Source organism: Streptococcus oralis, assembly GCF_006175905.1.
GTDB lineage: Bacteria > Bacillota > Bacilli > Lactobacillales > Streptococcaceae > Streptococcus > Streptococcus oralis_BG.
Map to the genome: position 1 here is coordinate 390961 of NZ_SSNB01000003.1, position 14634 is coordinate 405594.

20 protein-coding genes are annotated in these 14634 nt (G+C 40.7%); 1 reads left to right on the forward strand and 19 read right to left on the reverse strand.

Annotation, left to right across the window (positions count from 1 at the left end; translation table 11 throughout):
* Positions 1–32: 32 nt before the first annotated feature.
* The 9 genes from E7Y33_RS07660 to cdaA form a co-directional block, all read right to left on the reverse strand.
* Positions 33–632 (reverse strand): hypothetical protein, encoded by a 600-nt coding sequence (locus E7Y33_RS07660; protein WP_065371310.1) that lies wholly within the window; start codon positions 630–632, stop codon positions 33–35.
* Positions 629–2497: an ABC-F family ATP-binding cassette domain-containing protein gene (locus tag E7Y33_RS07665; protein ID WP_139690133.1), complete on the reverse strand. Its 1869-nt coding sequence runs from the start codon at positions 2495–2497 to the stop codon at positions 629–631. Before E7Y33_RS07665 ends, E7Y33_RS07660 begins: the two co-directional genes overlap by 4 nt.
* Positions 2494–3693, reverse strand: a complete 1200-nt coding sequence (locus tag E7Y33_RS07670) for a CCA tRNA nucleotidyltransferase (protein ID WP_139690134.1) — start codon at positions 3691–3693, stop codon at positions 2494–2496. Before E7Y33_RS07670 ends, E7Y33_RS07665 begins: the two co-directional genes overlap by 4 nt.
* Positions 3690–4457, reverse strand: coding sequence for a 4-hydroxy-tetrahydrodipicolinate reductase (gene dapB, locus E7Y33_RS07675; protein WP_139690135.1), 768 nt, complete (start codon positions 4455–4457; stop codon positions 3690–3692). Before dapB ends, E7Y33_RS07670 begins: the two co-directional genes overlap by 4 nt.
* A 264-nt stretch (positions 4458–4721) precedes the next feature.
* Entirely contained in the window at positions 4722–5570 is an 849-nt protein-coding gene (locus E7Y33_RS07680) for a DegV family protein (protein WP_139690136.1), read from the reverse strand.
* A 2-nt stretch (positions 5571–5572) separates the two neighbouring features.
* Entirely contained in the window at positions 5573–5947 is a 375-nt protein-coding gene (locus E7Y33_RS07685; protein WP_001050092.1) for a DUF1149 family protein, read from the reverse strand.
* Positions 5948–6020: 73 nt separating this feature from the next.
* Positions 6021–7373 (reverse strand): phosphoglucosamine mutase, encoded by a 1353-nt coding sequence (gene glmM, locus E7Y33_RS07690; RefSeq protein ID WP_139659095.1) that lies wholly within the window; start codon positions 7371–7373, stop codon positions 6021–6023.
* A gap of 30 nt (positions 7374–7403) precedes the next feature.
* Positions 7404–8201: a CdaR family protein gene (locus tag E7Y33_RS07695; protein WP_139690137.1), complete on the reverse strand. Its 798-nt coding sequence runs from the start codon at positions 8199–8201 to the stop codon at positions 7404–7406.
* A complete protein-coding gene (cdaA, locus tag E7Y33_RS07700) occupies positions 8188–9045 on the reverse strand; it encodes a diadenylate cyclase CdaA (RefSeq protein WP_125397867.1) in 858 nt (285 codons plus the stop codon). Before cdaA ends, E7Y33_RS07695 begins: the two co-directional genes overlap by 14 nt.
* A gap of 136 nt (positions 9046–9181) precedes the next feature.
* Here cdaA and E7Y33_RS07705 point away from each other — a divergent pair, with 136 nt between their 5' ends.
* Positions 9182–10150, forward strand: a complete 969-nt coding sequence (locus E7Y33_RS07705) for an NAD(P)/FAD-dependent oxidoreductase (RefSeq protein ID WP_139690138.1) — start codon at positions 9182–9184, stop codon at positions 10148–10150.
* A gap of 92 nt (positions 10151–10242) precedes the next feature.
* On the opposite strand, the gene E7Y33_RS07710 is transcribed toward E7Y33_RS07705, so the two are convergent.
* The 10 genes from E7Y33_RS07710 to E7Y33_RS07755 all read right to left on the reverse strand — a co-directional run bounded on the left by E7Y33_RS07710 (position 10243) and on the right by E7Y33_RS07755 (position 14586).
* Entirely contained in the window at positions 10243–10554 is a 312-nt protein-coding gene (locus E7Y33_RS07710; RefSeq protein WP_139690139.1) for a hypothetical protein, read from the reverse strand.
* Between the two features lie 5 nt (positions 10555–10559).
* Positions 10560–10946 carry a hypothetical protein gene (locus E7Y33_RS07715; protein ID WP_139690140.1) on the reverse strand — a complete coding sequence of 129 codons (387 nt, stop codon included), beginning with the start codon at positions 10944–10946 and terminating at the stop codon, positions 10560–10562.
* A complete protein-coding gene (locus tag E7Y33_RS07720; RefSeq protein WP_139690141.1) occupies positions 10943–12187 on the reverse strand; it encodes an Mbeg1-like protein in 1245 nt (414 codons plus the stop codon). Before E7Y33_RS07720 ends, E7Y33_RS07715 begins: the two co-directional genes overlap by 4 nt.
* The gene (locus E7Y33_RS07725; protein ID WP_139690142.1) at positions 12184–12579 is read right to left on the reverse strand and encodes a DUF1310 family protein; all 396 of its coding nucleotides are present in this window, start codon (positions 12577–12579) and stop codon (positions 12184–12186) included. The genes E7Y33_RS07720 and E7Y33_RS07725 overlap by 4 nt, the downstream gene beginning before the upstream one ends.
* Positions 12580–12626: 47 nt before the next feature.
* Positions 12627–12848: a hypothetical protein gene (locus E7Y33_RS07730; RefSeq protein ID WP_139690143.1), complete on the reverse strand. Its 222-nt coding sequence runs from the start codon at positions 12846–12848 to the stop codon at positions 12627–12629.
* A gap of 4 nt (positions 12849–12852) precedes the next feature.
* Positions 12853–13239 carry a DUF1310 family protein gene (locus E7Y33_RS07735; RefSeq protein ID WP_139690144.1) on the reverse strand — a complete coding sequence of 129 codons (387 nt, stop codon included), beginning with the start codon at positions 13237–13239 and terminating at the stop codon, positions 12853–12855.
* A gap of 70 nt (positions 13240–13309) precedes the next feature.
* On the reverse strand, positions 13310–13513 hold the full coding sequence (locus E7Y33_RS07740) for a hypothetical protein (RefSeq protein ID WP_237665654.1): 204 nt from the start codon (positions 13511–13513) through the stop codon (positions 13310–13312).
* Between the two features lie 5 nt (positions 13514–13518).
* On the reverse strand, positions 13519–13923 hold the full coding sequence (locus E7Y33_RS07745) for a DUF1310 family protein (RefSeq protein WP_139690145.1): 405 nt from the start codon (positions 13921–13923) through the stop codon (positions 13519–13521).
* A gap of 47 nt (positions 13924–13970) precedes the next feature.
* Positions 13971–14195 (reverse strand): hypothetical protein, encoded by a 225-nt coding sequence (locus E7Y33_RS07750; RefSeq protein WP_139690146.1) that lies wholly within the window; start codon positions 14193–14195, stop codon positions 13971–13973.
* Positions 14188–14586, reverse strand: coding sequence for a DUF1310 family protein (locus E7Y33_RS07755; protein ID WP_139690147.1), 399 nt, complete (start codon positions 14584–14586; stop codon positions 14188–14190). The genes E7Y33_RS07750 and E7Y33_RS07755 overlap by 8 nt, the downstream gene beginning before the upstream one ends.
* Positions 14587–14634 lie beyond the last annotated feature (48 nt).

Here is a 14634-nt window from a genome sequence, read left to right on the forward strand (position 1 = left end):
TTTTTGATTATTCTACTTTAAGCAAAGACAGACTATGACGGTTTGGAAGATTTGCTTTTCGAAGCTTGTTTTGCCTCTTTTCTTGCTTGACGATTTTGTTCGATACGCCATTCTCTTTCATAGTACTTCATGATCTCATAGACCCTTTCAGGAAAATCTACATCTAGTAGAATGATAGGGATGATCAAATCTGCTGACGGATGAAAAGGGAAACACCTTCTCTTCAGTAGAGCTAGAAGTGATTGGGATTTCACATTTTCCTTGTTTTTAAAATAAACTTCAATCCGATAGGAATTCCTATACTTTCCTCCAATCCGAGAGAAGGAAAATTCCTCTACATCTGCCCAAGCATAGAAATGACTGGGTTTCTTTGGATTCGGTTTGTAGTAAAACCCCTCAACTGTGCATCTCAAATACTCCTTATCCAAGCTTAACAGTCTGTATGTCTGATAAATGACTACTCCAGCACAAAAGAGGACAACTAGCATAAACAAAAGACTTATCGCATGAAGTTTGCTCCCCTTTTCCGAATACGAATAGAGATAAGATAGAGGTAACAAGACGAAAAGACCGAACAAGGTATTCCAAATGATTTTCTTGGGACTACGTTTAATGATTTTTTCTTCCATCATGCCAACTCACTTAGGTATTCATAACGTTCGTATTTTTCAAGGAGTGCTTCGTTTTTCTCATCTAGTTCTTTTTGAAGAGTAGCTAGTTTACCAAAGTCAGAGCCGTTTGCCTGCATTTCTTCTTCAATAGCAGCGATACGATTTTCCAAGGCTTCAATATCGCCTTCAATGCTTGCCCACTCCTGCTTTTCTTGGTAGGTCATGCGTTTCTTGTCTTCACGGACCTTGACCACTTTCTCCTTTTCGGCCTTTTGCACTTGATTGGCCATATCAGTTTCAAAAGCTTTTTCATCAAGGTAGTCGGTGTAATGACCAAAGAAAGGACGAATCTTGCCATCCTCAAAAGTGAGAATCTTGGTCGCTACCTTATCTAGGAAATAACGGTCGTGGCTAACTGTCAAGACAGGACCCGCAAAGCCCTGCAAGAAATTCTCCAAAACTGTCAAAGTTGCAATGTCTAGGTCATTTGTCGGCTCGTCCAAGAGAAGAACATTTGGTTTTTCCAAGAGCAGTTTGAGGAGATAAAGGCGTTTTTTCTCGCCACCAGACAATTTCTCAATCAAGGTTCCATGCATCGAACGTGGGAAGAGGAACTGCTCCAGCAACTCAGCGATGGAAGTCGTAGAACCACCACTGGTCTTGACCTCCTCTGCCACTTCCTGCAGGTAATTGATAACGCGCTTGCTTTCATCTAAGCCTTCGATTTGTTGAGAGAAATAGGCAATGCGAACCGTCTCACCGATGATAACTTGACCTTTAGTCGGCTCAAGACTTCCTGTGATGAGATTAAGCAGAGTTGACTTCCCGACACCGTTGTCCCCAACGATTCCGATACGGTCTTTGGCTTGCACCAATAGATTAAAATTTTGTAATATCGGCTTATTCTCATAAGCAAAGGAAACATTCTGAAACTCGATGACTTTTTTCCCAATCCGACTTGTTTCAAAGTTCATGGTCAAGTCTGTATCAGCAACGCCACCTGAAACTTCCTTTTTCAAATCGTGGAAACGATTGATACGGGCCTGTTGCTTGGTCGCACGAGCCTGCGGTTGTCTACGCATCCAGGCTAATTCTTGTTTGTAGAGTTGTTCTTTCTTGTGGAGAAGGGCAGCGTCACGCTCATCTTGTTCAGCCTTGAGGCGAACATAGTCCTGATAATTTCCCTGATACTCGGTCAAGCCTGCTCGGTCCAACTCGAAAATCCGCGTTGATAGTGCATCTAGGAAATAACGATCATGTGTGATAAAGAGAACGGTCTTCTTGGAATTTTTCAAAAAAAGAGTCAGCCACTCAATGGTCGCAATGTCCAGGTGGTTGGTCGGCTCGTCCAGAAGCAAGAGGTCGTGGTTTCCTAGGAGAACTTGCGCCAACTGGACACGTCTTCTTAGACCACCTGACAATTCCCCAACAGGAGTGGATAAGTCCTGAATACCTAGCTTGCTGAGAACCGTCTTGACCTGGCTTTCAATTTCCCACGCTTGGAGAGAATCCATCTCAGCCATGACCCGTTCCAAATGAGCCTGCTTGTCCTCACTGTAGTTGAGCATGATCAACTCATACTCACGAATGAGCTGGATTTCCTTGAGGTTGCTAGAAAGAACCGTATCCAAGACCGTTTTGCTATCATCAAAATCTGGATTCTGGGTCAAGTAGCCAATCTGGTAGTCATTCTTAGCGGAAAAAGGGCTAACGTCACCATCATAGCCTGAAACTCCAGAAAGGACGTCCAAAAGGGTGGTTTTGCCCGTTCCATTGACACCGATCAGACCGATTCTGTCCAAGTCATGGATGATAAAAGAAATATCCTTAAAAACGGTCTTGTCACCAACGGATTTACTTAGTTTTTCAACGATAAAATCACTCATTTTTTCTCCCTTAGGTAAACATGGATGGCTTGACGGTCATTTTCCAATTCTCCATCGACAATGGCAAACTCAATCTCTGTTAAAATCTCTCCCAAGTCTGGTCCTGGTTGGTAACCATATTCCTTAATCAAAATTTCACCGTTGATTTGCATTTCTTTCTTATCATGAATGGTCAAACTATGGTAAGTTTCTGTGATGGCTTGTGGGTTGACTTCTTTCCCTTGGGCCTGACGAAGACTTTCAGCTTGTAGAAGGGAATGCAAGTCAAAGCGGTAACAATCGCGCTTGCTCAGCTCTCCTTCTTCTCGCAAAGCCAAAATGGTCAGCAAATCCTGAACCTGCTTAGCAAACTGGCGTGAGGTCTTCCAATGTTTCAAAAATGGCTGTGCATCTTTAATCTCCAAAGCCCACAATAGAGCTGCCCAAGCTTGTTCAGAAGATTCAAAAGTGAAATCAGTCTCCAAATCAAACAGTCTGTTGAGCTTGTCCTGGTTCCCTGCCATATCTGGAAGATAGTCATAAGCTCGACTCTCAATCATGGAAGCCAGACCAACTCGCCAAAAAGGTGCCAGCAAGAGTTTATCAAACTCAACGAAGGTGCGCTCTACAGAAATTTTATCCAAAAGCGGCGTCAAATTCTTCATCGCCTCAAAAGTTTCTGACTCAAGTTTAAAACCGAGACTGGCCTGAAAACGGAAACCACGCATAATCCGCAAAGCATCTTCGTTGAAACGTTCACTAGCCACTCCAACTGCTCGCAAGACGTGGTTTTCCAAATCCTCTAACCCCTGAAACAAGTCAATGATTTCGCCTGTCTCATCCAAGGCAAAGGCGTTGACTGTAAAATCACGGCGCTTGAGGTCTTCTTCTAGCGAACGCACAAAGGAAACCGCACTGGGTCTACGGTAGTCCACATAGACATCCTCTGTTCGAAAAGTTGTTACCTCATACTCCTCGTCCCCTTCTAAAACTAAGACAGTTCCGTGCTCGATTCCAATATCGGCTGTTCGCAGAAAAATCTGCTTGGTCTCCTCTGGATAGGAAGAAGTCGCAATATCCACATCGTGGATAGGACGATTGAGGAGGGCATCTCTGACGGAGCCCCCAACAAAATAGGCTTCAAATCCTGCTTCTTTAATTTTTTCTAATACTGGTAAAGCCTTCTGAAATTCAGAAGGCATTTGCGTTAATCTCATAATAAATGTTCTAATCCATAGACAAGCTCATGACGCTTGACAACTTCTTTGATTCCCAAATTGACCCCTGTCATGAAGGAGCTGCGATCATAGGAGTCATGACGAAGGGTCAATCCTTCTCCCTGATTGCCAAAGATGACTTCCTGATGAGCTACTAAGCCTGGCAAACGAACTGAGTGGATCCGCATGCCATCAAAATCAGCACCACGGGCACCAGCAATCAATTCTTCCTCATCAGGCGCACCTTGTTGGATAGACTCTCGAACTTCTGCCATCAACTCAGCTGTTTTAATGGCTGTTCCACTCGGAGAATCTTTTTTCTTGTCATGATGGAGCTCGATAATCTCCACATTTGGGAAATATTTGGCAGCCTGCGTCGCAAATTGCATAAGCAAGACAGCCCCCAAGGCAAAGTTAGGGGCAATCAAGCCACCCAAATCTTGTTCACGGGAAAATGCTTTTAGTTCTGCAATTTCTTCACTAGTAAAGCCTGTTGTTCCAACTACTGGAGCAAAGCCATTTTCAAGAGCAAAGCGTGTATTTTCGTAGGCAACGGCTGGTGTAGTAAAATCTACCCAAACATCCGCTTCAACACCAGCCAAGTCAGCCTTATCATTGAAGACAGGAATCCCCTGCCACTCTGACTCAGACTCAAAAGGATCCAAAACTGCGACCAAGTCCAAGTCTGGATCAGCCAAGACCATCTGACAAGCAGCTTGGCCCATCTTTCCCTTAAAACCGGCAATAATTACTCGAATACTCATCTCTACTCCTGTCTAAGATACAAAGTCTGTAAGAACACAAAGTGAAAATAGGTGTTCTGATCAAGGAGTGTCTACTCCTTGGAAGAACTATCTTTTTCACATAGGGTTCCAGGCGTGTTCAATTATCAAGATACAAAGGACGTTAGCTGCCCATGAAAAATAGGGAATGGCGCTGACTTTCTACGAAAGGCAAGACAGGCATCTTTTTTCAAGAGGCAGGTAGGTTGTGTTCAATTTCTAAGATACAAAGCCTGCAAGAACAATTTAGACGATTGGTGTATAGCTCAAGGCGATACTACCTTCTCCAAGGTGGGTCCCAATGACACTACCAAAGCTAACAATTGGAATTTCAGCAGTCACACCACTCTCCATCAAAAGCTGACGTAAATCCGCTGCCTTTTGAGGAGCGTTCCCATGAATGACTGTTATACGGTAGTTCCCATCTTTTGTCAACTCCTTGATGATTTCCACCAAACGTTTGATTGCTTTCTTTTCTGTACGAACTTTTTCGTAAACTTCAATCACTCCTTGGTCATTAAAGTAAAGAATAGGCTTGATACTGAGGAGATTTCCTAAGATAGCTGCTCCATTTGACAAACGTCCTCCCTTAACCAAGTGGTCGAGGTCATCTACTATGATAAAGGCTGAATTATCAGCGATTTGGATAGCCAATTTCTCCTGAATCTGGGCAAAATCATCACCTTGTTCTGCCCACTCAAAGGCACTCTCTACCATAAATCCTAGAGGGGAACTTGTGATATGGGTATCTGGAAAGGCAATGGTCAAGCCATCATACTCTTCCAACATGTATTGGATGTTCTGATAAAAACCTGAAATTCCTGACGAAAGAAATAGTCCCAAGACATGGGTATAACCCTCATCTTTCAAAGAACTAAGAATCTCATCCAATTTGGCAATACTTGGTTGACTAGTTTTAGGCAATTCTACAGACTGAGCCATTTTTTGATAAAATTCCTCAGCAGTCAGATTGACACCTTCAACATACTCCTCTCCATCAATATTGACAGGAATATCCAAGATAAAAAGATTCTCTCTTTGCAGCGTCTTCTCCCCTAAATAGGCTGAAGAATCTGTAATGACAGCTAATTTCATGACTAAAACTCCAAATTGATCCCTGGAAGATCCAAGGCGATTTCTGTTACTTCATAAGTCAAACGGTTGAGCATGTTCAAACATGGACGTGCCAAGGTTTCGACTTCTTCTTGGTTAAATTCGCTTGGTTCGTTGACAATACGGCCTTCCACATGGTTCACTTGGGAAATTGTTCCGCTGATGACAAATTTATCAAAGACAATCATGAAACTCAAGATAACAACAAGCGAAGTCACTTGGTTTTCTTGGTCGTGTTGGAGTAACTGAAAGTTAACGTCTACCTTGGTTTCAGGAGCTCCATTTTCATTTTCCCATTCAAAGTTACGAGCATCAAAGTGATACTGGCTAACAAATTCTTGTTCTCTTTTAAGATTCATTTTTCTCTCCCATTGCTACAATTTACTATGCAATTGTACCACATTTTTATCATTTCATCTAGTTTTCTAGGCTTTAGTCAATACCGATTTCATCTTTAACCACAGCAGCAATAGTATCGACATAGTAGTTGACTTCTTCTGTTGTTGGCGCTTCTGCCATGACACGCAAGAGGGGTTCTGTTCCACTTGGGCGGACAAGGATACGGCCATTGCCAGCCATCTCTTCTTCCATCTTTTCGATGATTGCTTTGATAGCTGGTACTTCCATGGCTTTTTCTTTCATGGCATTTTCCACTCGGATATTGACCAGTTTTTGTGGGTAAATCGCCACTTCTGATGCTAGTTGAGACAAGCTCTTGCCTGTTTCTTTCATGATCTTAGTCAATTGAACAGCTGATAATTGACCATCACCAGTTGTATTGTAATCCATCAAGATAACGTGACCTGATTGTTCACCACCAAGATTGTAGCCTGATTTTCTCATTTCTTCAACGACATAGCGGTCACCAACAGCAGTCACTGCCTTGTTAATACCAGCACTCTCCAAGGCCTTATGGAAGCCAAGATTAGACATGACGGTTGTTACGATGGTGTTTTGAGCTAACTGGCCTTTTTCAGAAAGGTATTTCCCGATGATATACATGATCTTATCACCATCGACGATATCACCATTTTCATCAACGGCAATCAATCGGTCACTGTCTCCGTCAAAGGCCAAACCGATAGCTGACTGGCTTTCTTTGACCACTTCTTGAAGAGCTTCTGGATGTGTAGAACCCACATTCAAGTTGATGTTAAGACCATCTGGTGTCTCACCAATAACAGTTATTTGAGCCCCAAGGTCTGCAAAGATTTGACGAGCACTCGTAGACGCTGCACCGTTTGCTGTGTCCAAGGCCACTTTCATTCCTTCAAGAGGCGTTCCAGTTGAAACAAGGTAACCTTCATACTTACGCAAGCCTTCTGGATAATCTACCAAAGTTCCCAATCCTTCGGCACTTGGACGAGGAAGGGTGTCTTCTGTAGCATCTAGCAAGGCTTCGATTTCTGCTTCTTTTTCATCATCAAGTTTGAAGCCATCCCCACCAAAGAATTTAATTCCATTATCAAGGGCTGGGTTGTGACTTGCGGAAATCATGACACCTGCACTGGCTCCCTCCGTTTTAACCAAGTAAGCTACTGCTGGTGTTGCAAGGACACCGAGTTTGTAGACGTGAATCCCTACAGAGAGAAGACCTGCCACTAGGGCTGATTCTAACATTTCTCCTGAGATACGTGTATCACGTCCTACAAAAACTTTAGGGGCTTCTGTTTCGTGTTGGCTAAGAACATAACCACCAAAACGTCCCAGTTTAAAGGCCAATTCTGGCGTCAATTCTACGTTTGCTTCTCCACGGACTCCATCGGTCCCAAAATATTTACCCATTTTATTTATCATCCTTTTCTACTATTTTATTTAGTCCTGTTTAGACGAGTCTGGTTTCGTTTCTGAACTCGTTGAAGACGAACTGCTGGTTGAAGAGCCCGTTGACGAGGTCGTTGACGAAGAACTCGAGCTAGACGATACTGTTTTGGTTGTAATTTTCATTGTAGTATCAAATGGCATAATGACGCTTGGCAAGACATTTCCATTTTTATCAACTGCTTGTAGTGGAACAGAGGCTGAATAGTTACCTGTTATCCGTTCACTAGTCGGTAAGATGGCAATGACACGATCTACTCTAGAGAGAGTCTCCTCGTCACTAATAACCGTTACTTTTTCATCTGACACAGTTACTTTGTCGATTTTGACCCGAGAATCTATCTGACTAGGGTCAATCTCCGGCACAACGATTACATTGTCTCGTTTTGCTTTTTTACCGACCTTGACTGTTATCTTTTGCGGAGTTGCAACAGCTGTCAAACCGCTAGGCAGATTTTCAATGGTTAGAGGAACTTCGATGGTTCCTACACTGGCATTGGTTAAGTCAGCTTTGACCTTGAATTTCCGAGTGCTTTCCTGCATTTCACTCGCTAAAGCAACTCTGTTTGACCCTGTCAGAAAGACAGTCACTTCAGATGTAAAACCACTGATAAAGTACTGGTCGCTGTCATACTGAATATCGATTGGAACATTAAGGACCGTATTGGTGTAGGTTTCTGTCCGCACTTGTCTGGCACTATTGCTATTCTGATAGTTTGTTGAAGTCGCATAGACAAAGAGGATGCAGGCGAAAAAGAAGGAAGAAATAATATAAAGACTATTTTTTCTCATGTTTCAATCCTCCTAGCAAACGCTCTTTCAGACCTTGTTTCTCCTCTGATGCTGGAAGTAAGATTCTTCTCAATTCAGCTTCAAACTCTTCTAAGGTCAAATCATGCTTAAAGACTCCATTATAGGTGATTGAGATTCCACCTGTTTCCTCAGAAACCACAAAGGTAAGAGCATCCGATACTTCCGACAAACCAATCGCAGCCCTGTGACGTGTCCCAAACTCCTTGGAAATTCCAGTATTTTCAGTCAGGGGTAGGTAGGCTGAAGTTACGGCAATCCGATCTTCTCTGACAATGACTGCTCCATCGTGTAAGGGAGTATTGGGGATAAAGATATTAATCAATAACTCAGAAGAAATCTTAGCATCTAGAGGAATCCCAGTTGAGATATATTCCTGCAAGGTTCTCACGCGCTGAACTGCTACCAGAGCACCAATCTTACGGGGGCTCATGTACTCGACTGATTTGACAAAGGCACGAACCATTTGCTCTTCCGCACTAATAGGGGCATTGTAGAAGAAATCAGTAGCTCGACCCAATCGTTCCAAACCAGTCCGAATCTCTGGTGAAAAGATAACTACCGCTGCGATAACCCCATATGTGATGATCTGATTGATCAACCAGGAAATGGTCGTCAAACCAATCATATTGGACAGAATCTGACCTAAAATAAAGACCAGAACTCCCCGCACCAAAATCATGATTTTGGTCCCTGCAATCGCTTTGGTAAAATGATATAAAATATAAGTCACAATGAGAATATCTATCAGATTAGTGACTATTGTCCAAGGGCTTGAAAACAAACTCGTCCAGTATTGCAAATTGGATAATGGTTGAAAATTCATCCCTGGCCTCCTCCCTGTCAAAACACTTTCCGTACTATTATACCATTTTCTGCTCATTTTTTCCCCATCCTACTTCATTTTAAATTAAGCAAAATTATGATACAATAAACTGACTAGAAAAAACGAAGGAGAAATCATGTCTCAACTCTATGATATTACCATTGTAGGGGGCGGTCCTGTCGGCCTCTTTGCTGCCTTTTACGCCCACCTACGCCAAGCTAAAGTCCAAATCATCGACTCCCTTCCCCAGCTCGGTGGTCAGCCTGCCATCCTCTACCCTGAAAAGCAAATCCTTGATGTGCCAGGTTTTCCAAACTTAACTGGGGAAGAGCTGACCAATCGCTTGCTTGAGCAGCTAGATGGCTTTGAAACACCTGTTCACCTCAACGAAACGGTTCTTGAGATTGAGAAACAAGATGAAGGATTTAGCATTACAACCAACAAGGGAAATCACCTGACTAAAACCGTCATCATTGCTATGGGGGGTGGTGCCTTTAAACCACGTCCGCTCGAATTAGACGGTGTTGAGGACTATGAAAATATCCACTACCACGTTTCCAATATCCAGCAATACGCTGGTAAGAAAGTGACCATCCTTGGTGGAGGAGACTCAGCAGTTGACTGGGCATTGGCTTTTGAAAAAATTGCCCCAACTACTCTCGTTCACCGTCGAGATAACTTCCGCGCTTTGGAACACAGTGTCCAAGCCCTACAAGAATCATCTGTGACCATCAAGACACCGTTCGTCCCTAGCCAACTCCTTGGAGATGGTAAAACACTCGACAAACTAGAAATCACCAAAGTCAAAGCAGATGAAACCGAAACTATCGAAGTAGACCACCTCTTTGTCAACTATGGTTTCAAATCATCTGTTGGCAATCTTAAAAATTGGGGGCTGGGCCTCAACCGTCACAAGATTATCGTCAATAGCAAGCAAGAATCTAGCCAAGCAGGTATCTATGCTATCGGCGACTGCTGCTACTATGAAGGTAAGATTGATTTGATTGCGACAGGACTGGGTGAAGCACCAACTGCCGTTAACAATGCTATCAACTACATTGACCCTGAGCAAAAAGTGCAACCCAAACACTCAACCAGTTTATAAGAAAAGAACCACGGATCAACTGATTCGTGGTTTTATAGTTCTTCTGCTATAAAAAAGCAACTTACTGGAGTTTTACTTTAAAAAGCAAAAGTCTACTTTGTACCATTTAAAGCTTTTGGATATTCTTTACTTTTCGTTTCTATAGTTTCAACTACTTTTGTAGAAAATTCTCCCTTCATCGAACTATCAATGTTTTTCGAAACTTCTTTCAAACTTTCTTGAGCACTTAATAGAGAGATCTTCATATATTTTTCTGTATCTTTTTTTATAGTGGAAATACGAGCTTTTTTTGCTGGAGCCAAGATGTTTTTTATAAATGATCGTTCCAACTCTTTTTCAATATTTCTTAGAGCCTCCTCTCCTCCCGCGAAAAAATCATTAATATAATCAAATACATTCGCCATTATCGTTAACCTCGTTCTTCTAAGCGTCTTTTTTGCTCCTGAGCTCTGGCAAGCTCATCTTCTAAGAGACGGTGTTCCCGCTTGTAATCCTGTTCGAGCTCCAATTCTTCTTGTTCGAGTTGTCTTTGTCTATTTCTATACGCCATCTCGATTTGCTGACTAAAGTTGGATGCTAGTCGATTGGATTGATAACGCCATTCAGTTGTGTCTCCGCCTAGTTGGTCTAAGGAATGAGAAATAATTTGATGCTTTTCTTCAATCATATGACGCAACTGTTGAAATTTATAGTTGGCTTCCTCATACTGCTTTTCAATCTTTTTACAAGATCGCCGATAGTCATCCTCACATTCTTCAATACGCTGGCGCTTTTTCCAGATGTCATCCTGAATCATAATAAACTCTCCCACTGACTAAATTTACTAGCTAATTCTCTATCTTCATCTAATTTCTTCTGAATACCGTTTTTGATTTGCTTTTCTAATTCTGTAAAATCTTTCTCTAATTGTTTCGCAGTATCAAGAACTGGAGTAAACCTCTTTTGAATGACACCAATAGTTGTTTCATAATTCACTCCGCCATCAGAATAGGCAACCTCAGTTTCATACGGACTTAGGATAAAGCCCCAAGGAACATTACTGCAAGATACAAGCACTTCACTCGCATCTCGAACCCCATCATTATATATTTTTTTGAGAACATCTAGTTCTTCTGTTACAATATGGGAAATGCCTGATGCCGTAATCTTAGCTTGTTCAGAGTCGAGAAAGATTCGCTCATCAGATGTAAACCCATCAGAAGATAGACTCTTCTTAAGTCTTTTGAAACTCTCCATTTTAACCAGAAAGCTATTATATGCGACTGTACTGGTATTGGAGAGAATTTTTATTTTCCCATCCTTATCCAAGCGATAACCATAGGTCATATGCTGATTTACAAAATCTTCTTGTTCACTATCTACATAATAAACCATACCTACAGAACCGATACTGCCCTTGGCAGGATCTCTACCAACCATACTAATCTTATCTTTAGGGTCAGCATAGTTGTAGATACGTCCTTTAATCTGATCGACAATTTTTCTCTGTTTAGGGCTAAGGATTCGATAGATATCAGGGCCGTTGTAAATATAAGCCTGTTGGATTCGCTCGATTTGGGCCGCTTCTAGGTCAGCCATAGCATACTGAGCATCCATAGATCCAAGAGAATGCCCATAGATGTTAATCTTGGCATTAGGATATTTTTCCATGACATCTTTTAAAGCTCTGGCAGAAGCCTTTAGCTGCTCGGTAGAATTGTCTCGGTCGCTGGGATTGCTTTGCATTACAATTCTCTTGGCTATAACTGCATCATTTTCTGCCCAGTCATTCCAGACATCTGGTGCTTCATTCAAAATATGATCTGGACCCGTAGAACCACGAAAGAGGACCGTTACTTCCTGTACATCCTCAGCTTTTTCATTAGGATTTTCTACAACTGCATAAACCTGCTCGCCCGCCCCTGTAGTATTGTTGTAGACTTGGGTGACAGTACCAACACTTCGATCATATTGATCCTTAACCTCACGATTAATTGAGTTATCGTTATATTCAGTCATTGCAATCTGAAGATTTGAATCATCGACATACTTTCTCATTTTTTAGATTCCTTTAACATAGATGATAATTTAGGTGATACAGTATATCCATAAGATTCATAATTACCTGAATCATCTTTTATTAAGCCAAAGTGAAAATCTAATTCCTTATCTTTATTAAAGTATATCCTTACCATTAGCCCTCCCATTGGATTATACTCTAAAGTTTCTGTATCAATATCATATGATTTAATGATTCCATCTTTTGTTAATGCTTTAGGATCATTTGCCCTCATATGATTTTCATAAACCTTTTTCGCCTCATCGCTTGTTGCGATGGCAATCATTTCCTGTTTCTTTTGGTATTGGTGCATGCTACAACCTCCTATTGTGATTCCAATCACTGCTAAAAAACTGAATAAAATAATCATACTTTTTTGGGGTTTTCTCATGGTGCCTCCTTTATGCTATCCTATCAATAAATTAGGAATGAACTCACTCATAGTATAGCATAATTTTCCTCTACATCCTCAGCTTCTTCATCAGAATTTTCTACAACTGCATAAACCTGCTCGCCCGCTCCTGTAGTATTGTTGTAGACTTGGGTGACAGTACCAAGAATGTCATTGTTAGGAGTTCTAGCAATATTATCCAACTTTAAATTTCTATATTCTGTCATAGCTATCTGAAGTTGTTTATCATTGACATATTCTTTTTCCATAACTCTATTCTCCAAGAAGTTTTGCTAATTTCCCTGAATATATATAACCACTAGATTTTAAAATACCTTCATTATCTTCAATGATCCCAAATTGAAATTCCAAATCTTTATCATGATTCACATAAACTGTAACCTCCATTCCTCCCATGGGATTGTAATATAGGCTTTCATTATCAATTTCATATGATTTAATAACACCATCGTCAGTTAAGGCATTTTGATCCAATGCTTTCATATGGCTTTCATATATTTTCTTCGCCTCATCACTTGTCGCGATGGCAAGCATTTCTTGTTTCTTTTGGTATTGGTGCATGCTACATCCTCCTACTGCTATTCCAATTACTGCTAAAATACTGAATAAAATAATCATACTTTTTTTAGGTTTTTTCATGGTGCCTCCTTTATGCTATCCTATCAATAAATTAGAAATGAACTTACTCATAGTATAGCATAATTTTCCTCTACATCCTCAGCTTTTTTATTGGGACTTTTACAACTGCATAAACCTGCTCGCCCGCTCCTGTAGTATTGTTGTAGACTTGGGTGACATAACCTACATTTTGATTATACTGAGTATTAACCTCATATTTATCTTCTTTCATGTTAGGTTGGTACTCTGTCATTGCTATCTGAAGATGAGGATCGTTAATATATTTTTCCGGCATAACTATCATTCCTCTTTTTTATAATATTTATCACGAGTCTGCCAAAATTTAGGTGTACTTCCATAAAATGCTGAAGTATAATCTCCGTCAGACTTTTCAATTAAATTATAATCCACAAGCATTTCATCATCATTATTGATTATTAAAGAAACCATCAGCCCACCCATTGGATTATAACTTAATGAATCTTGTTTCACTTGATAAGAATGTATGAATCCTTTTTCAGTAAAAGCATGTGGATCTTCTTTCTTCAAATATTCTTCATAAACCTTTTTCGCCTCATCGCTTGTTGCGATGGCAATCATTTCTTGTTTCTTTTGGTATTGGTGCATGCTACATCCTCCTATTGTGATTCCAATTACTGCTAAAATACTGAATAAAATGATCATGCTTTTTTTAGGTTTTTTCATGGTGCCTCCTTTATGCTATCCTATCAATGAATTAGGTACTAACTTACTCATAGTATAGCATAACTTTCCTCTACATCCTCAGCTTTTTCATTGGGATTTTTTACAACCGCATAAACCTGCTCGCCCGCTCCTGTAGTATTGTTGTAGACTTGAGTGACAGTGCCAATTTGATCTCCACTTTGAGTTTTGACAACATGATCTAAATTCATTTCAGAGTCATGCTCTGTCATTGCTATTTGAAGATTTTTATCGTTTACATATTGCTCATTCATTTTTTTCTTCTTTCAAAAGTTTATTTAATTCCCTAGAATAGCCATAGTAAGCTGTGCTATAGGTTCCATCTCCATTATCTATTAAGTTAAAATTCATTCGAAGATCTTTTTTTTCGTTCAAGAGTAACCGTACAATCAAACCTCCCATTGGATTATAGGAAAGTTTTTCTTCATCAATCTCATAACTTTTAATAATACCTTCTTCTGTGAGTGCTTTTGGATCTTCTTTCTTTAAATATTCTTCATAAACCTTTCTCGCCTCATCGCTTGTTGCGATGGCAATCATTTCCTGTTTCTTTTGATATTGGTGCATGCTACAACCTCCTATTGTGATTCCAATCACTGCTAAAATACTGAATAAAATAATCATACTTTTTTTAGGTTTTTTCATGGTGCCTCCTTTACTCTATAGTATAATTCATCTATAGTATACCATAGC